We start from the raw sequence: 23,141 nt of genomic DNA on the forward strand, positions 1-23,141 counted from the left end.
CTCCGTTACGACGCGCGATCGCGGCCGAAGGCTACAGCAATCGCCAAAAGAGCCTTCCGCCAGGCGCGCGCAGCCAGAAGCCGAGGCGCGGACGCGGCGTCGCCGCCACTGGCGCTCCCGCCACAAGTTGACGCGCAATGTCGTCGACCGGAAAAGCGAAGCGGCGAAGCAGGAAGAAAGCGCCCGGCCGCGCGGCGGCGACAAAGGCCATTTCATAGCGCGCAAGATCCGCGATCCATCCGAACGCCGCCCGGCGCTCGTGGAGGATCTTTGTGAGCGCGGCGGCGTCGGCGCGGTGACGTTGCGGCGCCGGCGGCCCCTCGATAGCCTCGAAGAGCAGCCTGTTGAAATCATCGCCCAACGCCTTCGCCGTCAGCGGCAGCGCCTTGCGGGCGTCGAGCGCGCGCTTGCCGAGAAGGCTCTGCGCAAAATCCTCGACCTCGCGCCGATCGAGCGCCGCCATCGACGCCGCCTCGCGATCGCTCAACCCGAAGCGGCGCGCGGTCTCCTGCGGCGCATCGAAGAAAGCGCGCCGTAGCCCCGCGTCAGTAAAGAGGCGCGCGAGCAAAGCCTGCGTCTGGCTCAGCCCCATCGGCCATGCTCTTGGAGCGCGCCGCGCGCCCGCGCAACTTCTGCGAGCAACTCCGCGAATGGGGGCAAGCGCTCGTCGCGTTCGAGAATGACGCCCTTGACCGGCGCACGCGCCACGATGCGGTCGTAGAGGTCCCAGACGGCCGCGCTCGTCGCCGAGTCGTGGCTGTCGATCAAGACGCCGTTGCGCCAGCGTCCGCCCGCGTAATGAAGTTGCACCAGCCGATCCCACGGCCATCGTTCGAATGTCGCGTCGAGGTCGACGCCTTGATTGACGGCGTTCGTATAGAGATTGGCGACGTCGCAAAGCCAGCCGCAGCCGGTGCGGTCGAGGACGCGTGCGAGAAATTCCGGCTCGTCCATCTCGCCGCCGGGCGCGCGCACGACGGTGGTGATGTTTTCGAGAAGCAGCGGCGCCGCGATGCGTCTTCGAACCGCTTCGACATTGCGCGCGACGACGTCGATCGCCTCCTGCGTATAGGGCAAGGCGGCGAGATGGCCGATGTCGACGCCGCCCGCGCGCGTGAAGCACAGATGCTCGCTCCACCAGGGCGGATCGATGCGCGCGATCAGCTCGGCGAATTTGTCGAGATAGGTCGGATCGATCCCATCCGCGCTCCCGATCGACAGATCGAGACCATGCGGGACAATGGGAAAATGCGCGCGGAGAAGGTCGAGTTCAGCAAGCTTCTCCGGCGCGGCGTCGAAATAATGGTCGGCGATGATTTCGAGGAAGTCGACCTGCGAGCGATGGGCGAAAAGGTCGGCGCGGAACTGCGGCCGATAGCCGAGCCCCGAGCCGAGCGCTTCAATTTCCGCCACAGCTCCCTCCGCTGCCGTCGCCGCAAGACCCGGCGCAGCTCGACCCGCAGCTTCCGCCGCCGTCGCCCGATGCACGCTTGAAGTGCTCGGCGAAGGCCGCGTCCGGCGTGCCTTTCAGCACCGAGAATCCGTAGAGGCCGATGAGAAACAGCGCTGCGCCGTCGAAGCCTCTCATGCCGCGCGACGCGCCGAGCTCGACGAGAGCGTGGTCGAGACGCGTCCGATAGGCGAGCTCCATCGCTTCGAGATAGGCGCGGCCGCGACGGCTCGCGTGGCTGCGCGTGAGCACATAAGCGAGCGCGAAAAGCGCCAGGATCGCGGCAATGCACAGGAAGACGAGGTAGGAGACATTCGTCTGTCCCGCCGTCGCCGCCACATAGATTTTCGCTCCGGCGAAGCCGAGAAGCGCCAGCGTGCCGACGATCTGCGCGCGCCGCCGCCAGATTTTGACCGGTTCCGGCTTGAGGAGGTCCTGCGCGGCGAGCCGCGCCCGCACGGGCTGCAAAAGCTTCAGCAGCGCGTCGCGCTGGGAGCGATTCTCGAATAATTGATGCGCTTTCGGCTTGGCCTGGATCAGGCCCAGCACGCGCGTTTCAATCGGGTCGAGTTCGCCCGGCTCCGGCGTCTTGCTGGTCGGAATGACCCTGTCGTCCTTGCCAAGGGCGGCGTAGCCGCGCTGCACCAAATCATAGATGACGGTGCGCACAACCTGGTTCACCCCACCCTGAAGAAAGGCGATTTCGATGGCGTCGGGCTTCTCGGGAACAGGCGGCGGCGGGAGGCGGTCGGTGCGGTCCGCAAAATGGATCACGAGCCAGGCCGCGGCGAGGACGATGATGACCAGCACCCCGAAGACGTTGAGAAAATCCGGGCCGGACAGATTGAGAAACGGAAGGTTTTCCACGCTTTGCCTCAAATGGTTTCGAGATCGCCGACGAGGCGGCGCGCCTGCAGCGTCGCGACGGCCAGGACGGCCATGCCGATCGCCTGATGCGCCAGCGCCAACAGGAGATGCGGCGTTCCCGTGAAGGGCGGCTCGACCAGCAGCAGGGTCGCGACGCCGAGCGCAATCTGCGCCACGACATGGCCGAACAGGACGACGGCGCCCTTGCGCGCCGCGCCGGCCGCATTCATCGCCGCATCGACGAGGTGGAAGGCCGCGGCCGCGAAGATCACATAGGCGATCATCCGGTGGAAGAACTGCGCGGTGAGGGGCGTATCGACAATGTTGGACCACCAGGGGTCCTTCGGCCAGAGGACGTCGGCCGAAGGAATGAACGTCCCGGCGATCAGCGGCCAGGTGTTTTCGACGAGCCCGGCGCGCAGGCCCGCGACAATGCCGCCCATGAAGAGCTGCACGAAGACCAGCGCCAGAATGGCGAGGCCGGTCGCCTTGAGCCGCCCCGCCCCGTCATGGGCGCTCGACGCCCGGCGCGGCCCGAGGCCGCCCGCGACCCAAAGGCATGACGCGAAAATGAGCGCCGCGATGACGAGATGGATCGCCAGCCGCTCCTGCGCGACCTCGGTGCGATGAACCAGACCCGAGGAAACCATCCACCAGCCGATCCCGCCCTGGAGCGCGCCCAGCGCGAGAATGCCGATGAGCTTGGGCTTCACCGAAGCGGGAAGCCGCTGCGTCGCCCAGAACCAGACGAGCGGGACAGCGAAAACCACGCCGATCAGGCGGCCGAGCAGCCGGTGCGCCCATTCCCAGGCGTAGATGTACTGGAACCCCGCGAGGTCCATGTCCGGGAACAGCTCTTTGTATTGCGGGATCTTTTTGTAATCCTCGAAGGCCTCCAGCCATTCTTTCTCCGAGAGCGGCGGAATGACGCCCGTGACGGGCTTCCATTCGACGATGGAGAGGCCGGATTCGGTGAGGCGCGTCGCCCCCCCGACGAGGACCATGAGAAAGACCAGAGCCGCGACGATCCACAGCCAGTTGCGCACGGCAACGGCGTTTTCCTCCGTTGCGTGATGCCGCACCTCCGCCACGGGATGGGGAAAGAGAAGCCAGTCTTCCATAGCTGATCGCCCGGTGTTTTTTGCCCCCGGCACTTAAGGGATGCGGGCAAGTCTTGTCCACACCTCGCGGGAAGCCGGCGGGTCGTTTACGTTTTTTGAGGCTGAACGGATTTGACGCTGCGGGTAATGTTCGCGTTGCGGAGTGAGTCGGAGGGCCAGGTGGCCGGCAAGGGCGCGACAGCAAGGGAAGATTTCGCCGCGCTGCGCACGATCGGCGAGGTGGCGGAGCATCTCGACCTGCCCCAGCATGTGCTGCGCTTTTGGGAGACCCGCTTCAAGGAAATCGATCCGGTCAAGCGCGCCGGCGGCCGCCGCTTCTACCGGCCGCGCGACATCGAACTGGTCGAGGCGATTCGCCATCTGCTCTATCGCGAGGGCTATACGATCAAGGGGGTGCAGCGCATCCTCAAAGAACAGGGAGTCGACGCGGTCATCGCCGACGTGCGCCTGCGCCAGACGGGCGGGGCGCCCGCCCCTGCCCCACCGTCCCCGACCGAGGCGCCGCGCGTCGAGCCTCGCGAGGCCACGCTTTTCGACCTGTCGACGCTCGACCCGCCCCAGCCAGAGCAGCCGCCAGACCCATCTGCAGCGGAGCTTTTTCTCCCCGCTGAAGAAGCGCCCGCCTATCCGCCGCCCGTCCCCGCGCCCGTCTTCAACGCGCCCGTCGTGGTGGCGCGCCTCGAGGACACCGAGCAGGCCGAGCTCTTGCGCCGCGCGCTTGCCGAAATCGAGGAATGCAGGCGCCTTCTCAACGTCACGCGCCGTTAGACCGTTGCCAGCGGGCGATCGCGTCTCTATAAGGGCGCGCAGTCGGAGTGTAGCGCAGCCCGGTTAGCGCACTTGTCTGGGGGACAAGGGGTCGTGGGTTCGAATCCCGCCACTCCGACCATGCGCTTCAGAAACACATTAAAAATCATTCGCTTGCTTTTAGCGCTCGATCACCGCGAGCGCCTTGTGCTCGGCGACGGGATCCTGCGTCGTGATCCTGATTTGGCGAGACGTGGCTCGGCGTCTTCAGAAACCCGTGCATTGAGAGAGTGTCGGGCGCCCGCGGCTCAACCCAGCTCGCCCGACCGCGACTGCCGTTATTCGTCCAGAAGCGGCGAAACCCGTCTCCGCCTCTTTCGTTGACAGCGCTTCTTGAACGCGCCGAGCATGTGATTGCCGACGTGATGGCGTTCCGCCTCGCCTCCGCCTGAGCGCCAATATACTTTTCATCGAGCCTTCGTCGCTAATCGGGAAAAATGACGATGAGACAGGACCATCACCCGAACCATCCCGAGCATGAAACTCATCGGCGGCATCGCCCTGCGCCAAGCCCCGCGCCGCCGGCTCAACAATCGGCCGAAGGCGTCATCTACACCTGCCCCATGCACCCGCAAATCCAGCAGCTTGGACCGGGCAATTGCCCGATTTGCGGAATGAGCCTGGAGCCGCTGATCGCAACGACGGATGAGCCGCCAAACGCCGAGCTCAGGGATATGTCGAGGCGCTTCTGGATCGGTCTGGCCCTGACTGTTCCCGTTTTCATCCTGGAGATGGGCGGGCATTTCCTCGGTCTCCATCGCTATGTCGCGCCGCAGCTCTCCAACTGGGCGCAATTCGCCCTGGCGAGCCCTGTGGTGCTGTGGGGAGGATGGCCCTTCTTCGTGCGTGGGGCGCAGTCCCTCCTGACCCGCAACCTGAACATGTTCACGCTGATCGCCATGGGAACCGGCGTCGCCTGGGCCTATAGCGTTGTCGCGACTTTCGCGCCCTCGCTTTTCCCGCCCGCCTTCCGCAACGCCAATGGCGCCGCGCCGATCTATTTCGAGGCGGCGGCTGTCATTACCGTGCTGGTGCTGCTCGGGCAGGTCCTGGAGTTGAGGGCCAGGGAGCAGACTGGCGGCGCGATCCGCGCACTCCTCGACCTTGCGCCCGTCAAGGCGAAGCGGGTCAAGGAGGACGGATCAGACGAAGAGGTCGCGCTGGATCAGGTGCATGTCGGAGATCGGCTGAGGGTCCGCCCCGGCGAGAAGACGCCTGTCGATGGCGCAATCCTCGAAGGCTGGAGCACAGTCGATGAATCAATGGTTACGGGCGAGTCGATGCCGGTGACCAAAAATATCGGCGACAAAGTCATTGGCGGCACGCTCAATCAGACGGGCAGCTTCGTTATGCTTGCGGAGAAAGTCGGCAGCGACACGATGTTGTCGAGGATCGTGGCCATGGTCGCCGCCGCCCAGCGTAGCCGCGCCCCAATTCAACGCCTCGCGGACCAGGTGTCCGGATGGTTCGTGCCGCTTGTGATACTTGTCGCCGTTCTCGCCTTCGCCGCCTGGTCGGTTTGGGGTCCCGAGCCCAGGATGAGCTATGGACTCGTGGCGGCCGTCTCCGTTCTCATCATCGCCTGTCCCTGCGCGCTCGGCCTTGCGACGCCGATGTCGGTCATGGTCGGCGTCGGCCGTGGCGCTCAATGCGGCGTGCTGATCAAGAACGCCGAGGCTCTGGAGCGGTTCGAGAAGATCGATACGCTTGTCGTCGACAAGACCGGCACGCTGACCGAGGGCAAGCCCAGCGTCACCGCCATTCACACGGTTACAGGGCTGGGCGAGAACGAGCTTCTGACGACCGCCGCGAGTCTCGAACGAGGGAGCGAACATCCGCTGGCGCACGCGATCGTCGAGACCGCCAAAGAGCGCGGCCTGGCGCTTGTCGAAGCGTCGGATTTCGATTCGCCAGTCGGCAAGGGCGTTAAGGGCCGCGTTGGCGCGCAAGCGGTTGTCATCGGCAATCGCCGCTTTCTGGATGAAACCGGTATCGAGACAAGCGCGCTCGACAATGAAGCCGAGCGCTTACGTGAGGACGGCGCCACAGTGATTTTCGTGGCGATCGACGGGCGCGCGGCGGGCGTGATCGCGATTGCAGATCCGATAAAGCGGACCACGCCAGAAGCGCTGGAAGCTCTTCTCGCCGACGGCGTATCGGTTGTCATGCTGACCGGCGACAATTGGACGTCGGCGCGCGCCGTAGCGAGGCGATTGGGCATCCAAGAGGTCGAAGCGGAAATCCTTCCCGAGGACAAAAGCGCTGTCGTCACCCGCCTCCGCCAAGCCGGGCGAATAGTCGCCATGGCGGGCGACGGCGTTAACGACGCCCCCGCCCTCGCCGCCGCCGACGTCGGAATCGCCATGGGAACAGGAACGGATGTCGCAATCGAGAGCGCCGGCGTCACGCTGCTCAAGGGCGACCTTCGCGGCATTGTGCGCGGGCGGCGCCTGTCGCGCGCCACGATGAGGAATATCCGCCAGAACCTCTTCTTCGCATTCATCTACAACGCTGCGGGCGTGCCGCTCGCCGCGGGGGCGCTTTATCCCGCTTTTGGCCTGCTGCTCTCGCCGACGATCGCCGCGGCGGCCATGGCGCTCTCCTCGGTCAGCGTCGTTGCAAATTCATTGCGCCTGCGACGAACGGAGATCGATCCTCGCAAACCCCGAGAAATGCCGCCCTACCCGGGGATCGTCTGAGTGCGCTCCTGCTCTTGTCGAGGATGTGTTTCGCCTGCGAGACTGCCCGAGGCGCCAGTGGCCGCGCTCGGTAAGCCCACGGCCTTCACCAGCGCGTAAATCGCCGGAATAACAACGAGCGTCAGGAGCGTGGACGACGCCATGCCGCCGATCATCGGCACGGCGATGCGTTGCATGACTTCGGACCCCGCTCCCGTGCTCCATAGAATAGGGACGAGTCCGGCCATGATCGCGACGACGGTCATCATCTTGGGTCTCACGCGCTCGACCGCGCCGAGCATGATGGCCTTGTGAAGGTCCGACTTCGTGAATGGCTTCCCTTCTCTCACGCAGTCTTCGGCAACGTCGCGCATGGCGGCGTCGAGATAGATCAGCATGACCACGCCGGTCTCGGCCGCCACGCCGGCGAGCGCGATGAAACCGACCCCCACGGCGACAGACATGTTGAAGTTCATCATCCACATCAGCCAGACGCCGCCGACAAGGGCGAAAGGCAGCGACAGCATGACGATCAACGTCTCGGTGATGGTGCGGAAGTTGAGGTAGAGCAGCAGGAAGATGATGAAGAGCGTCACCGGAACCACGACCCGCATCCGGCCTTCCGCGCGTTCGAGATACTCGAACTGGCCGCTCCAGACGGCGTAGGCCCCCGGCGGAAACTCGATCGCCTCTGAGACAGCCTGGCGGGCCTCCTTCACGAAACCGCCGATGTCGCGGTCGCGGACGTCGACGTAAATGTAAACGGCAAGCTGCCCGTTCTCCGTCCGGATCGCGGTCGGCCCTCGAACAAGATCAACCTTTGCGATTTCGCCCAGCGGCACAGTCCCTCCACCGGGTAGCGCGATCAGGACGTCGCTCGCGATCGCTCTCGGGCTCGACCTGAAATCGCGGGGATAGCGCACATTGACGCCATATCTTTCGCGGCCTTCGACGGTCGTCGTGACGACTTCGCCGCCAAGCGCGGTCGCAATGGTCGCCTGCACGTCGTCGATCATCAAGCCATAGCGCGCCAGCGCGGGCCGGTCCGGCGTGACGTCGAGATAATAACCGCCCATCACCCGCTCGGCGTAGGCCGAGGACGCGCCTCGAACCCCTTTCACGACCTTCTCGATTTGACGCGCGAGCGCTTCGAGCTGCCCCAGATCGCGCCCCATGACTTTGACGCCGACCGGCGTTCGGATGCCGGTCGCCAGCATGTCGATTCGATTTCGGATCGGCATCGTCCAGGCGTTGGAGACGCCAGGGAACTGCAGCGCCTTGTCCATTTCTGCGACAAGACCCTCGACCGTCATCCCCGGCCGCCATTGATCCTTGGGCTTCAGGTCGATGATCGTCTCGAACATTTCGAGCGGCGCAGGGTCGGTCGCGGTCGAGGCGCGCCCCGCCTTGCCGTAGGCCGACTTCACCTCGGGGAACGACTTGATGATCCGATCCTGCGTTTGCAGGAGTTGAGCGGCCTTCGTCACGGAGAGGCCGGGAAGGGTCGTTGGCATGTAAAGCAGCGCCCCTTCGTTCAGGGCCGGCATAAACTCCGAGCCGAGTTGGCGCGCCGGAAGGATGGTGACGCCGAGGACGGCGAGCGCCAAAAGGACCGTCGGGATCTTGGCGCGCATGACCAGACGGATGATCGGGCGATAGACGTAGATCAACGCCCGGTTGATCGGGTTGCGCTCTTCGGAGACGATCTTGCCGCGCACGAAGATGACCATCAGCGCCGGAACCAGCGTCACCGACAGAAGCGCCGCCGCCGCCATGGCGAAGGTCTTGGTGAAGGCGAGCGGGCTGAACAATCGTCCCTCCTGAGACTCGAGCGTGAAGATCGGCAGGAAGGAAACTGTAATGATGAGCAGGCTGAAAAAGAGGGCGGGCCCCACTTCGGTCGCGGCGTCGATCAGGATGTTGATCCGCGACTCGGATGGCGACGCCCGCTCGAGCCGCTTGTGCGCATTTTCGATCATGACGATCGCGGCGTCGACCATGGCGCCGATCGCTATGGCGATGCCGCCGAGGCTCATGATGTTCGAGCCCAGCCCCAGCGCCTTCATCGCCGCAAAGGCCATGAGCACGCCGACCGGCAGCATGATGATCGCGACCAATGCGCTGCGGAAATGCAGGAGGAAGACGACGCAGACCAGCGCGACGATGACGCTCTCTTCGGCGAGGGTTTCGCGAAGAGTTTCGATCGCCGCATGGATCAGCTCCGAGCGGTCATAGACCGGAACGATCTCCACGCCCTTCGGCAGGCTCGGCCCGATCTGCGCCAGAGCGGCCTTGACGTTATCGATGACCGTGAGCGCGTTGGCCCCGTAGCGTTGTAGCACGACGCCGCTGGCGACCTCGCCCTCGCCATTCAGCTCGGTGACGCCGCGCCGCTCGTCGGGACCAAGCTCAACCCGCGCCACATCCTTCAGCAGGAGCGGCGTCCCGCCGCCGGCTTTCAAAACGATGTTTTCGAGATCGGGAATTCCCTTCAGATAGCCCCGCCCGCGGATGATGAACTCGAACTCGGAGAGCTCCACCGTGCGCCCGCCGACGTCCGCATTATTGGCGCGGATGACCTCCCTGATCCGCGAGAGCGGGATATTTAGGGCGCGCAACCGATTAGGATCGACGACGACGTTGTACTGCCGCACGAAGCCGCCAACGCTCGCAACCTCCGCCACGCCTTCCGCCTTGGCGAGGCCATAGCGCAGGGTCCAGTCCTGCAAGGAGCGCAGCTCCGCGAGGGTCATGTCCTTCGCGATGAGCGCATATTGATAGACCCAGCCCACGCCCGTCGCGTCCGGGCCGAGCACGGGCGTCGCGCCGGCGGGCAGGCGCTTCGTCGCCGAGCTCAAATATTCGAGGACGCGTGAGCGCGCCCAATAGACGTCGGCGCCGTCCTCGAAAATCACATAGACGAAGGAGACGCCGAAGAAGGAGAAGCCACGCACCACCTTCGATCTCGGCACGGTGAGCATGGCGCTCGCGAGCGGATAGGTGACCTGGTCCTCGACCACCTGCGGCGCCTGGCCCGGATATTCCGTATAGACGATCGCCTGCACGTCGGAGAGGTCGGGAATGGCGTCGAGCGGCAGAGTTCGAAGCGAATAGACGCCTGCGGCGATGGCGAAGACCGTCCCCACAAAGACCAGAACCAAGTTGCGCGCCGACCACGCAATGAGGCGCCCGATCATTTGGCGGCTCCTTGCTCGAGCGACTGCAAGGCGGCCTTCAAATTGCTCTCCGCGTCGATGAGGAAGTTCGCGGCGGTCACCACGCGGTCGCCTTCCGCTATCCCGCTCGTAATCTCGGCGAAGCCCTCCCCGCGTCGACCGATCTTGATCTCTCGCGGCTGGAAGCGCCCCTCACCCTTGTCGAGGATCACGACCTGCCTCTTGCCGGCGTCGATGACGGCGCTCTCGGGCACGGCGAGAACCTTCTGCTTGCCGGCGGCCTCGATCTCGACATCGGCAAACATGTCGCCGAGCAGCAGCCCGTCCGGATTGGGCAGTTCGATACGCACGCGCGCCGTACGTGTTTCCATGTTGAGATGTGGATAGACAAGGGCGACCTGCCCTTTGAAGGGCCGGTCCGGGTAGGAGCGGACGCGGATGCTCGCCGTCTGCCCCGGCCTGATCGAAGAGACGTCCCGCTCAGGAACATCCGCCAGAACCCAGACGAGACTATGGTCGACAATCCGGAACAGAGTCTCGCCCGGGGCCGCCCGCATGCCGCTCAAGGCGTCACGTTCGATGACGTGTCCATCTTGCGGCGCGGGCCAGTCGATGACGCGCGGCACGCGGCGGCTGCGCGCGATCGAGGCGATCGTCGCATCGTCTAGTCCGAGATTGACGAGGCGGCGACGCGCGCCCTCGACGCGCGCCGCCGGGCCTGAATTGAGCACCGCAACATATTCCGCGGCCGCGCTCGACAGGTCCGGCCCGTAGACGCGCATGAGCGATTGGCCCTTGCGAACATAATCGCCCTCCGCGACCTTCCGGACGGAGTCGATGAAGCCCTCGAAGCGGAGAGCGACGACCGCTGACCGGCGCGGATCGAAATCGACGCGCCCCGCCGCACGCACAGGGATGGCGATGGGCCGCCGTTCGACCTGCTCGGAGCGAACACCCGTTCTTTGCAGCTTTCCGGGACTTATCGCGACCGTCGGCGCATCCTGCGCCTCGTCCTCGTAGACGGGCACGTAATCCATGCCCATGGGGTCTTTCTTCGGGACCGGCGACGTATCCGCCAGCCCCATAGGGTTGCGGTAATACAGGACTCGGCGGCCGGACGATCGCTCCTGCGCAGGCTCCGCAGCGGCCGAGAGCTTTTCGTCGAAATTGATGTCTTCGCTCGCCCGGACCCCGACATAGTCCTTGCCCGCGGCGTTCTTCTTCGGGGTGGCGGAGAAGAACGGACGATCTGGGTCACGGTAATAGATTATCGGACCCGCGCCCGCGGTTCTCTGCGTCGCCGTGTTGCTTGATCCACGCCACAACCACGGACTGCGCGCGACGAGATAGCCGGCCGCGCCGAGCGCCAGCAGCGTCGTGACAAGAGTGAAGACGAGCGGACCGCGTTTCATAGGGGGCCTCCGGCGAGGCGTTCGAGGTCGGCGTATTTGCTTTGCTCCTCGACCCGGAGCGCGAGAAGCTCCAGTTCAACGGCGCGAAGCCGTCGCTCAGAGTCGAGCAGCGTCGAAAGATCAGTTGTTCCGGCGTCGAACCCCTTCTGCGCCGTCTCGACAGAAAGCTTGGCCGGCGGCAGCTGGCGCTGCTCGAAGATCTTGAGGGCCTTGCGGATCGCCTCCAGACGGAACCAGGCTTCGGCCACCTCGCCGTCGATACGGATTCCCAAAGCGTCGTTTCGAGCCTGCGCAGCGCCGAGACTGGCGCTCGCGGCGCGCTGCTCGGCGTCCTTCGCCTCATATTGGAGCGGCACCTTAAACCCCAGCAGGAACATCCCGCTCGTGTCGCCATCCCGGCGCTGCACCAAATTTGCGCCGGCGGTAATGTCCGGATAGTAGTTGAGGTCGGTGAGTTCCTTCGTCCCGGTTGCCGAGCGCACCTGCGCATGCGTCGCCGCAAGCTGAGGGTTGCGCGATCTCGCGAGTTCTTGCACGCCGGCGAGGCTCATCTTGGTCTTCAATGTCGCAAACCCCTTGGGCGAGGCGAGCAGCGCCTGCGCCTTGCGCCCGATGAGAGCGTTCAGCCGGGCAGCCGCAGACTTTTCCTCTCCCTCCCGGCGGACCACGTCCGTTGCGGCGTTGGCGGCTTGGAGCTCCGCCTCGATCAGCTCCTGCTGGTTGACCGAGCTTGCGCCGTAACGCAGGCGCAAAATCTCGGCGAGCTGATCGACCCTTTGCTGGAGAGACCTCGAAAGCTCGACGGCGCGATGCGCCGCATTGTATTGCGCGTAAGCGGCCTTTACGCGCGCGACGAGATCGAGTTCGATGGCTTCGCTCCGGCGCCGGGCCGCGTCCGCGTCGGCCGACGCGATGCCTTTCTCGAGATCGGTCTTGCCCCACAAGCGGAAGGTTTGCTCGGCGCCGACCCAGACCTGCCCGACGCCCTTGTTGTTTACGTCCCAGGCCTGGAGAGTGACGGTCGGGTCCGGCTGCACGCCGGCGGCGCCGACCCGGTGAGCCGCGGCGTCTGCGTCGAGTATCGACGCCGCTAATTCCGGGCTCAGACGCCTCGCGTAACCCACGACGCTCTCTGCGCTAGAGCCGGGCGCCGCCTCGCGCTCGCCGCCGATGGCTGGCGACGCCGCTGTAGCAATGGCGATCAACATTGGCAAAGTGAGGCGGCGCATGGTCATGGGGTCGCCTGTAAAACCAGACGGCCTTGCAGGGTCTCCGTCTCGCCCTGGACTTTCGCCGCGAGTGAGATTCGCCAGCGTCCCTCAGCGGTCAGATCGACCTTGAACCGGTAGAGACCAGGCTCGGGGCTTTTCACCGCTTCAATCGCGCTCGTCATCTGCTCCATGTCATCGGGGGCCATATCCAGACGCATGGCGAAGATAACCGCATCCGAGACCGCCCGATCGTCGGGCTTATGAATCAGCCGAACGTCAACGACGGCTTGGCCCTTCTTGACCTTCTCTCGGACAAGCTTGAACTCGTAGTCCCTGATGTCTGCGACCGTGGGCGTTGAAGTCGACAGAAGCCCCAACCCAAGCAGAGCTCTTGCAACTCGCCGCAAAACAGAAGCGCTCATAAGAATGATCTCCTGCTTCCAAGCGGAAGCACGGTGACGGACGGTATCTCGGCGCCAAAGGCGGGCGCACGCACGATGCAGCGCAGGTCAGCGCCCTCAAAACCGAGGCTCTATTTGCTCGGCGTTCAGGAGATTGGAGGTCGCAGATGGGGTGGGCCGGTGAAACCAAGACGCGCGTCGTCGTCGCGCGGCGGTGGCGCACGGAAGCTGCGGACCTCGATTGCTTTCCCGATGATGGCGAGAGGCGCTAACTGAACAGCGCCGCAGACGAGCGAGTCGCAGCGCCTTGGAACCGCGCCATGGTCGCCGTGGCCATTATGCCCGCCGTCGCCAAAAGCCATCTCTGCGCAGGGATGGGCGTCCGGGGAGGCGAACGCATTCGTCCCCGCCGCCGCGAGAGCCGCGACGACGACGAAGGCACAGACGAGAAGGCGTAGCCAGCTTCGCTGCATAAACACCCCTGGACGGACTCCAGATTAGCACGGCAAGTCCTGCGTCAAAAGTCTTTGTCATTGTCTCGAAAAGGATGTGCAGACCAGCCAAGCTGGCGTGCGCTGGGATTTTGCAGAGATGAAATTCGCCGCATCAGCGCAAAGGAGGCGTTTGCATATTTGACAGAGCATGCCCTGCGCGAGCTTCGCCGATCTCCGGCGCTTGCACGAGCGGGGATGGAAATCGGACTTAACGCGAACTGTCCTACATTTCTCGAGTCAATCAGCGAAAGTCTGCTAGCTCGGCGGACGGGACGATCGGCGCCGTTTGCGCGGCAGGGCGACGACTCTGCATCAGATGGCCGCGCGGCGATGGCGCCTTTATGGCCGGCCACAAATGTCTTGACATGGTGTTCGGTCTGCTTCGTTATTGCCGCCGATGGTTCCCTTCGGGGATCAAAAGGGAACTCGGTGCGCGCCTGACGGCGCTATGCCGAGGCTGCCCCCGCAACTGTAAGCGGCGAGCCTTAGAGCCACAAAGCCACTGGGGAACTTACCCTGGGAAGGCGGCTCAAGGCGGCGACCCGCGAGCCAGGAGACCTGCCATCGATCGTGGTCACGCGCGAGAGCGTCGGGCGGGGTGCACCGAGGCGGTCCAAAACTGTCGTCACGCGCCTTAGGCGCTAATTCGGCAGTACAAGACCTTTCGCAGTGACGGCCCACGTTGCTGCGAGTCTCGGCTCATGCATACTCTCTCCTCGACCGCCGCCAATGGCGGCATTTACGGCGTCGCGCGCCGTCGCCCGTCCCTTCTTTCCTACATCCTTTGCGCGGGCCTCGTTTCGCCGGCGCTCGGCCGGGAGACGCTTCCGGTTATCGAAGTCGGCAAGCCGACGCCCACCGGGACGCGCGCGGGAAGCGCCTTTTCGAGTGGGGCGACCGCGGACGGGCAACAGGCGGAAGCCAACGGCGGCGGCACGGAAATCGGTCCCGGCGACAACGGGGAAATTTGCGCCGACGGCATCTGCAACAATCCCGCGTCCTATGCCGCGCCGATCGGGTCGCTCGGCGCCAAGGTCAACACGCCGGTGATGAATACGCCAGTCACGACGAAGATGGTCACGCGGCGCATGCTCGAAGACCAGCAGGCCATCACGCTGGACCAGGCGTTGAAGAACGTCAGCGGCGTGACCACCTCGGGCGGCGGCGACGCGGCGCTGGGCAATTCCTTCCGACAGATCATCATTCGCGGCTTTCAGACGCAGAACTACTTCCGCGACGGTTTCCGGGTCGACAGTTTCGGCCTCAACTTCGCCGGCTCGAGCAGCGCCGAGCTGGCCAATGTGGAGAGCGTCGAGGTGCTGAAAGGCCCTGCCGCCATCCTTTACGGCGCGGTGGAGCCCGGCGGCATCGTCAACATCAACACAAAGCGGCCGCTCGCGAAGCCTTCCGCCTCCGTGCAGCAGCAGATCGGCAGCTACGCCTCCTATCGCACGGTCGTCGACGCCACCGGGCCGGTCGCCTCCAACAAGGATCTGCTCTACCGCTTCATCCTCTCCTATGAGAACGACGGGTCGTTTCGCAGCTTCGACTACACAAGAAACATGATGGTCAATCCGGTCGTCAGATGGAACATCGACGCCAGCAACTGGATCAGAGCGTCGACGCAGTTCCAGCACAACAATATGAATCAGGATTGGTATTACGTTCCTTATTACGGGATGTTCTTGCCCCTGTGGCTCGGGCGCAGTTTCAACTGGGGGCCGCAGTCGCCATACGCCCAGCAGCAAAACTTCAGCGAGGTGACCTGGCATCACGACTTCAGCAAGGATTGGTCGATCCAGCAGACCCTGTTCATGCAATTCTTGCATGCCAATTGGCAGAACAATGGCGGAACCACCTCCATCTCAGACTGCATAACGCCGGGAAGCGCCAGCTGCTATCTGCCCTCGGTCAACTTCATTCCTTTCTATCAGACCTACTCGCCGAACAATGTCCTGCTGAACTACGGATCATATCCGTCGGACAACAGACAGGCGGAATATGCGACGGCGATCAATCTCGTCGGGCATTTCAACACCGGCGAACACGCCAGCCATACTTTGCTTTCCGGAGCCGATTACTATCGTTACAACTTCAGCGGTCAGAACATGATCCCGCAGTATCCCGGGACGGTCGCCATGTTCGGCGCCCCCTATCTCCCGACCCCCATCGGCGGGCTCGTTCCCTACAACGCCACACGGCAATCCGCCGACAATTACGGCGTCTATCTGCAGGACCAGATCAAACTGCCGTTCGGCCTTCACGTGCTCGGCGGCGCCCGCTGGCAGTATATCGACAGCCGAACCGGAGCCTCCGACAATATGAATTTCTGCGGGCCGTATTCGTCGAACTGGCGTTCGGGCGTTGCGATCCCGTGCAACGTCGCCACGATGGCCAGCACCTCGCGCTTTGTCAGCCAGAGGGTTACGCCGCGCGTCGGTGTCTTGTGGCGATCGCTGGAATGGCTCAGTTTTTATGGAAATTATGCAGAATCATACAGCCCGAACTACGACGGCAAGCTGGTCTACGGCACGAACGACCCGACCCCGCCGAGCGCCGGCGCGCAAGAGGAAGCCGGACTGAAGTTATCGCTATTTGGCGACAGGCTTCAGGCGACGGCGGCCTATTACCATCTGGTCAAGACCAATATTCCAATCGGCGTCCCCTATGACTTCAACCACGTGACGCTCGTCGGTCAGGGGCGTTCGCAGGGACCGGAACTCGACATTCAGGGCGAGATCCTACCCGGCTGGAGCCTGAATCTCGCCTACGCCAACACCGACGCCATCACCACCAAATCAAATCCGACGCACCTCGGCGTTCCCGTCGTCGGACAGCCGATCCCCTTCGTTCCTCGCAATGTCGGCTCCCTGGCTTCGGCCTATGAGTTCAAGGAAGGTCAGCTGAAGGGTCTGCGCGTGGGGGCGCGTTATGATTACACCGGCTATCTGCCCTTCTTTCATGCCGCAAACGACGCCAGCTATATCTATGGCCAGTCGACGCCAAGCTATGGCCTCGTCGGTCTGTTCGGCGCCTATGAGTTCAGCCTCGACCAATTCAAGATCGTCGCGCAGCTCAATGTGAGCAATCTCCTCGACAAGACCTATTTCGTTACCGGCGGATTGGGTCCGCAGGCCTTCGACGACGCCCATCCCGGCGGCTACGTCGTGCCCTATACGAATCCAATCCAGGTGGGTTGGAACATGCCTGGTTACAATTTTAACGTCATCGGCGCCCCACGGACGTTTCGCGGTTCGATCAAAGCGTCGTTCTGAATGTGACATGCGGCTACGCCTCTCGTGAGCGGCGCGCCAAAGAAGAGGAAGAGAAGGTGGACGTGATGTCAGAGGTTGCTGAACATGCTCCAACACGAGTGGTCGAGCCGGACGGAACGCCGCTCGACGTGTTCTCCCTGCCAACGGATCCGGCAAGCCTCGAGGAACTACTGCGCGACCTCTTCGAGAACCATTGGCGAGAGATTACATTCGGCATCCTCATTCAGGGCGCCGCCTGGGAGATGAAGACCGATCGGCCGCCGACGCGGATCGGTATGCTTGACGGCTATCTGACGGTCGCCTTCGGCGTCCCGCATTTCCATCTGTGTATCGGAGAGCACAAGGGAACCCGAAGCCGTCCGACGCCGCCGGAGGTGGCGCGACACAGACGCACGGCGCGGGCGGAAATCTATCGCCGGATCGGGCGCTCCTGCGTGCCCATGTCCTGGGGCTTACAGCTCTTCAATGGAGCCAATGAGCAGCAGATCACGGTGCTGTTGCCCAATCCCTTCCTCCATCCGGAGACCGACAGGTTTCTCAAGGAGCCGGATTGGTCGCGCCTCGCCCTGTGGGACAAGCTTCGGGCGCGATGGTTCGGCCTCACCGAACCCGACCCGATCGACCGGTCCGCGCGCCGCGGCGCATAGGCGCGAACGCTTCACCCGGCGGAATCGCTCCTCCTCGCCGAGGACAACTGATCGTCATCCTCAAAACCAAGGAGACTGACATGAGCGCACGATATTTGCCTTGCTTCCTCTCGCGGCCCGCCATCGGGATCGCGGCGCTCGCGGTCGCGAGCGTCCTATTCACCGTCGGCTTCGCCTGTGCGGTTCCGCTCGCGGCCTTTGCGGCGATCGCCGCGCTGTGCTTCGGGCGGCGCGAGGCGCTTGTGGCGACCGGCGTGGTCTGGCTTGCGAATCAGGCGTGGGGCTTCGCCTTCATGCATTATCCTCTCGACGCTGAGACCTTCGCCTGGGGCGGCGCGCTCGGCGTCATCGCTGCGCTCTCATGCGAAGCCGCCGGTCTCGCGCATCGGCGGTTGTCTGGCCCCTTGGGCGTCGTCGCCGCGTTCCTGTCAGCTTTCCTCGTCTATGAAGGCGCGCTGATCCTGATCGATCTCGTCGTCTTGGAGGGCGGCGACGATTTTGCGCCGGCCGTCGCGACCCGGATTTTCCTCATCAACGCCTGCGCCTTTGGCGGTCTTCTCGCGGTGAAGACGCTCGTCGCCGGCTTGACGCCGAGGCCCGAGGGAGCGGCGACGCTCGCGCCCCGTCACATCTGATGCACATTGCGGAGCGCCTGGCGAAGGCTGGCGCTCCGAGCCTTTTTCCCATTGAAGGCAACACGATGACTGCAAAGCTCTATACCAGGAAAGGCGACGGCGGCGCCACGAGCCTGTTTTCCGGCCGTCGTGCGGAGAAATTCGACCCGCGCGTTGGCGCCGTCGGCGACCTGGACGAATTGTCGGCGAGCGTCGGGCTTGCGCGTCTCGCCTATCCGTCTGCGAATGACCTGCTGCGTTCAGTGCAGCGTGCGCTCTATACGATCAGCGCTATCGTCAGCGCAGAGGATCGGCCGATTGAGATGACCTTCTCCGACGCCGAGGTCATCGCGCTCGAAGACGAGATCGACCGCATCAGCGAGAGGCTGCCTGAACTTCGAGAATTCATTTATCCCGGCGCGGACGAGGCGAGCTGCCGCCTCCATTTCGCGCGCGCAGTTGCGCGCCGGGCCGAACGCGCGATAGCTGGTCTCGTTGAGCCGGCTGCGCCAGCAACATCTCTGACCTTTCTGAATCGCTTGAGCGATCTGCTATTCGTGCTGGCGCGACAGGCCGATTATTCTCATGGACGCTCGGACGCGACATTCAAGACATGAGATGTCTGGCCGCGCGCGAACGGGACGACGCCGCAGCAAGAAGCCGCGAGCCCCGCCCACCGCGCCAACCAAAAAAACCCCCGCCAAAAATGACGGGGGTTTGTCACTGATCTGGCCGGCCAGCGGCCGTGCTTTCTTCTACCGATCCAAACGAAGCGAGGCTGAACTTCGCTTAGTCAGCATAGCTTCAGTATTTTGCAACGACCGGGGCCGGAGCGCCCCAGTTGAAGTGATAGTTCACGCCGGCGCGGACGATATTGCCGTTGACCCGCGCCGAGGTCTGGAGGCCAAGGCCCCACAACTGCACGCCGCCGGTGTTAGCGCCCGACTCGAAGCCGTAGGCGGTGGTGGTGATTCTGCCGAGGTCATAGTAGAGATATTCGACCTTGGCGCTCCAATTGGGCCAGAACATCCACTCGAGGCCGCCGCCGGCGGTCCAGCCGGTCCGCGTGTCCGCGAAGGACGACGCGCCAAAGGACGTCAGAGGCGAGGGCAAAAACGCCCCGAAGCTGTGGCTGGTGACGAAGGCGTTATTCACGCTCACGCCGCCATAGGCGAAACCCCCCGTGCCGTAGACCAGCAGGGTCGGAGTGAACAGCCAACCAAGGCGGCCGCGAACCGTCCCGAGATAATCGAGACTGCCGCGCAACTGTCCGACCGTGGTGAAGGTGGAGCCTGTCCCGGCCGGGAACGACGATGGCGTCGTCGCAATGAAGCTTCTGGAGCCGGAAGTCCCCGCGATGCCCTGGATATCGGCTTCGAGACCTACGATAAAGTTATTGTAGAACTGGAAGTTATAGCCGATCTGGCCGCCGCCGATGAAGCCGCCGTTGTTGTTTCCGCTGACGAAGCTCGTAGCGCTCGCCGCCGCTTCCGCGGACAAGACAGGCTGGGGGAAGACGCCTGGCCCGGGAACGATGCCAAAAGCGGTATTGGTGATATTGCCTGAGGCGGCCCAAGTGCCGCCGGCGTTCAAGCCAACGTAGAACCCGGTCCACATGGGGGGCGGCGGAGGCGGCGGCGGAAGAACAGGCGGCCCCTTGCGGGACGGAAGATCGGCGGCGAAAGCCGAGCCGGCGACAAGCGCCGATACTGCGGCCGAAATCAACATTCGTCTCATTAGATCAGTCTCATTTTGTTGTTTCAGGAGTGCAGCTTAGAAGAAGTTGGCAGAGACATTTTTCACAATCGAAGGATATTTCCGATCGTTTCTGAAATAGCCGACGGCTGTGCTCAGGGCGCCACACTAGGTTGCAATGGCGGGGGGGCGTCCCGACGATGCGGCCGCTATTCCAAGCCTGAGGCAGGCTCGTCGGAATCCGCTGGACAGAAGCGCGATTCATGCTAGCCTTTGCCTGCGTCAATATGACGCGCGCGTCTCCCTTTGGGGCAAAGCGCCGGACAAGGCGCAGCATCATGAGAGGAATGACGAAATGGCTAGCAAAGAACTCGAAATCACCTCGACGACCTACATTATGGCGGGCGTTGGCGCGGTAATTATGGGTGGCCTCGCGGCTGCGGCGCTTGGCGGCCTGCAGAACACCATCGCAGCCGCGGTCGTGGGGGGATTGGCGGGCGGTTGCCTGGGGCTCTTCTTCTGACATCGTTTCGGTCGGCGCTCGTGGGTCCCCCGGCGCCGACCTCACGGATTTCAGTGTCCTAGAATTTCCTCGCGGCCAGCGGGTTCGGCGTCGGTTCGCCGATTTTGAACAGCATACTTTTGTCCGTGTGTTCGAAGAGCTTTTCGCCCTTGAGCATCAGCCGCGTGGTTTCATCGTAGCTCCACGTCCCGTCATCGTTGATTTTGACGCGGATGCGATATTCGTCGGTCCGAAAGGCCGATTCCAAAAATGGATTGGAGCAAATTCCACTTGTCGTGAGACCCCGCGACGCGACAAGTTCGAACTCCCTCGCGTCCGGCGTCGCCTTGCCGACCGCCATGGCGATCTGTCCGCGTGGAATTGCCAGCGTTTGTAAGATCACGCCGGTCGCCGGCTCCCACAGCCAGTAGCCGATCTGGTCGTGGTAGGTCTCGACCTCTCCGGGCTTTACGACATGCTGATGATAACGCAGCCCGTAGAAGAGCTGTGGGCCGTTGGTTTGCGGGTCGATCGGCTGCAGCTCCAAGCGCTCGACGAAGATTTGCGTCTCTGGCCCTTCAGCCTTCGGATTGACGTCCACGCCTTTCTCGCCGCGCCACGCGCCGGCCATTGGACGCAAGGGGCCGAGGTTGGCGAGCGTGTCAGGATCGACGTTGGATGGCTCTGTAAAAATATCTGCGAGATAGCGGCCATAAATATCCGTCATCGCCGACTTCCTTGAAAGGCGCATGTCCAGCCGCGATGCTAACCTCGGACCTGTCGTATGTCACGGCGCGCGGCGCAGCGGGGCGCGAGGAATCGCCGCGGCCTGCAACCCTTCGCATGACGAAAACGTTCTTCTGGGCGCGTTGCGGCGCATCCGCGCCCGCTTGATGACGGAGAGCGTGATGAGCAATTCAAACCAAAGCCCTCGGAAGAAAGCGAACCACTATATTTTTGCGGGCGTCGGCGCGGTCCTCGGCGGGCTTGCCGGCGCGGGAATGGCGGGTCTCGTCACTGCCGTCGCCGGCGCGGCGCTGGGCGGGCTCCTCGGCTACAACATGCTCAAGCGGCTTTAGGATCGACCGCCAACATTGACCCCGCGCAGGCGGCCTTTATCCTCGTCGACTATGAAAGACCCCTATGAGACGCTGGGCGTCGCCCGCACCGCTTCGCCCGACGAGATCAAGAAAGCCTATCTGCGGCTCGCAAAGAAGCTCCATCCGGATCTCAACCCCGGCGACAAGAACGCCGAAGAAAGGTTCAAAGAAGTTTCGAGCGCGAACGACTTTCTTTCCGACGCCGAGAAGCGCCGTCGTTACGACGCCGGCGAAATCGACGCGACGGGCGCGGAACGGCCGCAGCACAGATACTATCGGGATTACGCCGCGGCCTCCGGCCATCCGTATGAATCGCAGGCGGCGTATTCAGACTTCAGCGAGGACGATATCTTCGCCGAGCTGTTGAGACGTCGGGCGCAGGAATCACGACGTGCGCGCGGCCCCGATCTCCACTACCGGCTCGAGATCGACTTTCTCGACGCGGTCAATGGCGCGCAAAAAGAAATCGCCCTGCCGCAGGGCGGCGCGCTGCACGTGACGATCCCCGCAGGGATCGAAGAAGGACAGATCCTGCGGCTGCGCGGCAAAGGCGCGCCGTCGCCCGGAGAGGGAGAAGCCGGCGACGCGCTGATCGAGATCGCCGTTCGTCCGCACCATTTCTTTTCCAGAGAAGGCGACGATATCCTGCTCGATTTGCCGATCACCATCGCCGAGGCGGCGTTGGGGGCGGAGGTGAAGGCGGCGACGCCCAGCGGCAAGGTACTGTTGAAAATCCCCAAGGGATCGAATACCGGCACAGTGCTTCGTCTCAAGGGCAAGGGCGTCGCCCGCAAGGACCGGCGCGGCGATGAACTCGTCAGACTCAAAGTCATGGCGCCGACGCAGCCGGAGCCCGAATTGGAGGCGTTTCTTTCGAGTTGGAAACCAGCATCGCCCTACAATCCGCGCCAGGACATGGAGTGACGCGCCGTGAAAGAGCAAGAGTTTCTCCAACACGCCGCGCTCGACCATGTGACGCTGAAGATGTGGATCGCGGAAGCGTGGCTCATCCCGGCGGAGAGCGCCGGCGAGCGCGATTACAGCGAGATCGACCTCGCGCGCGCCAGGCTGATTATGGAGCTGCAGAAAGACTTGGGCGTGAACGACCCCGGCGTCGGCGTCATCCTGCACCTCATCGATCAGCTTCACGGCCTGCGGCGGGCGATGAAAGACCTGCTCGGCGCCGTGCATGAGGACGGAAAGCCCGACGACAGGCGCAGATCAATCTAGCGGTCTTTCTGGGGCGCGCGGCACAGGGCGCCGCTCTGGGCGTCCGGGCGCCGGGTTTCGACATCCAGCGCCTGGATGAGGCGCGTCAGGGTCTCTGGGACCGGCTCGGCGACGATCGTGTTCAGACACTCCCGAAGCGCGGCGCCCAGTTGACGCTGAATGATCAGGTGATCCCGCGCCTTTTCCTTATGGAATATGTCGGGCCGAACAGTATGCACGCTGCTTTTTCCTTTTCCGGTCGCGGCCGCCGCCAACCGCCCCTAAGTTATGCCGATAACCCGCTACATTACGGCGGCGTTCCGGAAAGCCGCGGCAAGAAATTGAAACTCCTGCGAGAAAATGCGCGGGGAAACCGCGAGCTTCGTCACAGCAATCGCCCAATTCGGGATGGCTTCTTCTGAGCGTTGGAACTCGCGAGCGCGCTCTCCGGTTATGAAGCAGCCAGGCAATGACTGGCGCGC

Annotated in this window: 22 protein-coding genes, 1 tRNA gene and 1 riboswitch; of the genes, 12 read left to right on the forward strand and 11 right to left on the reverse strand. The window is 63.6% G+C overall.

The window, feature by feature from the left end:
* Positions 1-31: 31 nt before the first annotated feature.
* Genes RVU70_RS00335 through RVU70_RS00350 form a run of 4 tightly spaced genes read right to left on the reverse strand, consistent with a single transcriptional unit; the run spans position 32 to position 3,438 of the window.
* Complete coding sequence (locus RVU70_RS00335; protein WP_363349118.1) at positions 32-592, reverse strand: hypothetical protein; 561 nt, start codon at positions 590-592, stop codon at positions 32-34.
* Entirely contained in the window at positions 583-1,413 is an 831-nt protein-coding gene (locus RVU70_RS00340; protein WP_363349119.1) for a DUF692 domain-containing protein, read from the reverse strand. The genes RVU70_RS00335 and RVU70_RS00340 overlap by 10 nt, the downstream gene beginning before the upstream one ends.
* On the reverse strand, positions 1,400-2,317 hold the full coding sequence (locus RVU70_RS00345; RefSeq protein ID WP_363349120.1) for a TIGR04222 domain-containing membrane protein: 918 nt from the start codon (positions 2,315-2,317) through the stop codon (positions 1,400-1,402). Before RVU70_RS00345 ends, RVU70_RS00340 begins: the two co-directional genes overlap by 14 nt.
* Positions 2,318-2,325: 8 nt before the next feature.
* Positions 2,326-3,438 carry a COX15/CtaA family protein gene (locus RVU70_RS00350; protein WP_363349121.1) on the reverse strand — a complete coding sequence of 371 codons (1,113 nt, stop codon included), beginning with the start codon at positions 3,436-3,438 and terminating at the stop codon, positions 2,326-2,328.
* A gap of 159 nt (positions 3,439-3,597) precedes the next feature.
* Between RVU70_RS00350 and RVU70_RS00355 the strand changes: the two genes are divergently transcribed.
* From RVU70_RS00355 to RVU70_RS00365, 3 genes are all read left to right on the forward strand, one after another.
* The gene (locus RVU70_RS00355) at positions 3,598-4,206 is read left to right on the forward strand and encodes a MerR family transcriptional regulator (RefSeq protein WP_363349122.1); all 609 of its coding nucleotides are present in this window, start codon (positions 3,598-3,600) and stop codon (positions 4,204-4,206) included.
* A gap of 43 nt (positions 4,207-4,249) precedes the next feature.
* A tRNA-Pro gene (locus RVU70_RS00360) sits at positions 4,250-4,327 on the forward strand.
* A 355-nt stretch (positions 4,328-4,682) separates the two neighbouring features.
* A complete protein-coding gene (locus tag RVU70_RS00365; RefSeq protein ID WP_363349123.1) occupies positions 4,683-6,944 on the forward strand; it encodes a copper-translocating P-type ATPase in 2,262 nt (753 codons plus the stop codon).
* Here the strand turns inward: RVU70_RS00365 and RVU70_RS00370 are convergent.
* Genes RVU70_RS00370 through RVU70_RS00385 form a run of 4 tightly spaced genes read right to left on the reverse strand, consistent with a single transcriptional unit; the run spans position 6,926 to position 13,144 of the window.
* Entirely contained in the window at positions 6,926-10,120 is a 3,195-nt protein-coding gene (locus RVU70_RS00370) for a CusA/CzcA family heavy metal efflux RND transporter (protein WP_363349124.1), read from the reverse strand. The two genes, RVU70_RS00365 and RVU70_RS00370, sit on opposite strands and share 19 nt — an antisense overlap.
* Positions 10,117-11,511 (reverse strand): efflux RND transporter periplasmic adaptor subunit, encoded by a 1,395-nt coding sequence (locus RVU70_RS00375; protein ID WP_363349125.1) that lies wholly within the window; start codon positions 11,509-11,511, stop codon positions 10,117-10,119. The genes RVU70_RS00370 and RVU70_RS00375 overlap by 4 nt, the downstream gene beginning before the upstream one ends.
* Positions 11,508-12,746: a TolC family protein gene (locus RVU70_RS00380; RefSeq protein ID WP_363349126.1), complete on the reverse strand. Its 1,239-nt coding sequence runs from the start codon at positions 12,744-12,746 to the stop codon at positions 11,508-11,510. The genes RVU70_RS00375 and RVU70_RS00380 overlap by 4 nt, the downstream gene beginning before the upstream one ends.
* The gene (locus tag RVU70_RS00385) at positions 12,743-13,144 is read right to left on the reverse strand and encodes a FixH family protein (RefSeq protein ID WP_363349127.1); all 402 of its coding nucleotides are present in this window, start codon (positions 13,142-13,144) and stop codon (positions 12,743-12,745) included. Before RVU70_RS00385 ends, RVU70_RS00380 begins: the two co-directional genes overlap by 4 nt.
* Before the next feature lie 299 nt (positions 13,145-13,443).
* Between RVU70_RS00385 and RVU70_RS00390 the strand changes: the two genes are divergently transcribed.
* The 5 genes from RVU70_RS00390 to RVU70_RS00410 all read left to right on the forward strand — a co-directional run bounded on the left by RVU70_RS00390 (position 13,444) and on the right by RVU70_RS00410 (position 18,770).
* A complete protein-coding gene (locus RVU70_RS00390) occupies positions 13,444-13,581 on the forward strand; it encodes a hypothetical protein (protein WP_363349128.1) in 138 nt (45 codons plus the stop codon).
* A 417-nt stretch (positions 13,582-13,998) separates the two neighbouring features.
* Positions 13,999-14,198, forward strand: a riboswitch (cobalamin riboswitch).
* A 120-nt stretch (positions 14,199-14,318) separates the two neighbouring features.
* The gene (locus RVU70_RS00395; protein WP_363349129.1) at positions 14,319-16,892 is read left to right on the forward strand and encodes a TonB-dependent siderophore receptor; all 2,574 of its coding nucleotides are present in this window, start codon (positions 14,319-14,321) and stop codon (positions 16,890-16,892) included.
* 65 nt (positions 16,893-16,957) lie between these two features.
* A complete protein-coding gene (locus RVU70_RS00400) occupies positions 16,958-17,539 on the forward strand; it encodes a hypothetical protein (protein WP_363349130.1) in 582 nt (193 codons plus the stop codon).
* 80 nt (positions 17,540-17,619) lie between these two features.
* A complete protein-coding gene (locus RVU70_RS00405) occupies positions 17,620-18,174 on the forward strand; it encodes a hypothetical protein (protein ID WP_363349131.1) in 555 nt (184 codons plus the stop codon).
* A 65-nt stretch (positions 18,175-18,239) separates the two neighbouring features.
* On the forward strand, positions 18,240-18,770 hold the full coding sequence (locus RVU70_RS00410) for a cob(I)yrinic acid a,c-diamide adenosyltransferase (protein ID WP_363349132.1): 531 nt from the start codon (positions 18,240-18,242) through the stop codon (positions 18,768-18,770).
* Between the two features lie 187 nt (positions 18,771-18,957).
* Here the strand turns inward: RVU70_RS00410 and RVU70_RS00415 are convergent, their stop codons facing one another.
* The gene (locus RVU70_RS00415) at positions 18,958-19,890 is read right to left on the reverse strand and encodes an outer membrane beta-barrel protein (RefSeq protein ID WP_363349133.1); all 933 of its coding nucleotides are present in this window, start codon (positions 19,888-19,890) and stop codon (positions 18,958-18,960) included.
* 313 nt (positions 19,891-20,203) lie between these two features.
* Between RVU70_RS00415 and RVU70_RS00420 the strand changes: the two genes are divergently transcribed.
* Positions 20,204-20,371 (forward strand): hypothetical protein, encoded by a 168-nt coding sequence (locus RVU70_RS00420; protein WP_363349134.1) that lies wholly within the window; start codon positions 20,204-20,206, stop codon positions 20,369-20,371.
* Between the two features lie 58 nt (positions 20,372-20,429).
* Here RVU70_RS00420 and RVU70_RS00425 read toward each other — a convergent pair whose 3' ends face one another.
* Positions 20,430-21,077, reverse strand: coding sequence for a heme-binding beta-barrel domain-containing protein (locus RVU70_RS00425; protein ID WP_363349135.1), 648 nt, complete (start codon positions 21,075-21,077; stop codon positions 20,430-20,432).
* A 181-nt stretch (positions 21,078-21,258) separates the two neighbouring features.
* Here RVU70_RS00425 and RVU70_RS00430 point away from each other — a divergent pair, with 181 nt between their 5' ends.
* The 3 genes from RVU70_RS00430 to RVU70_RS00440 are packed head-to-tail and all read left to right on the forward strand — an operon-like array spanning position 21,259 to position 22,680.
* Entirely contained in the window at positions 21,259-21,429 is a 171-nt protein-coding gene (locus RVU70_RS00430) for a hypothetical protein (RefSeq protein ID WP_363349136.1), read from the forward strand.
* Between the two features lie 51 nt (positions 21,430-21,480).
* A complete protein-coding gene (locus RVU70_RS00435) occupies positions 21,481-22,374 on the forward strand; it encodes a J domain-containing protein (RefSeq protein WP_363349137.1) in 894 nt (297 codons plus the stop codon).
* Positions 22,375-22,380: 6 nt separating this feature from the next.
* The gene (locus RVU70_RS00440) at positions 22,381-22,680 is read left to right on the forward strand and encodes a chaperone modulator CbpM (RefSeq protein WP_363349138.1); all 300 of its coding nucleotides are present in this window, start codon (positions 22,381-22,383) and stop codon (positions 22,678-22,680) included.
* Here RVU70_RS00440 and RVU70_RS00445 read toward each other — a convergent pair.
* Complete coding sequence (locus RVU70_RS00445) at positions 22,677-22,898, reverse strand: hypothetical protein (RefSeq protein WP_363349139.1); 222 nt, start codon at positions 22,896-22,898, stop codon at positions 22,677-22,679. The genes RVU70_RS00440 and RVU70_RS00445 overlap by 4 nt on opposite strands.
* Between the last annotated feature and the right edge of the window lie 243 nt (positions 22,899-23,141).

This window comes from Methylocystis echinoides, from assembly GCF_040687965.1.
Taxonomy (GTDB): Bacteria; Pseudomonadota; Alphaproteobacteria; order Rhizobiales; family Beijerinckiaceae; genus Methylocystis; species Methylocystis echinoides_A.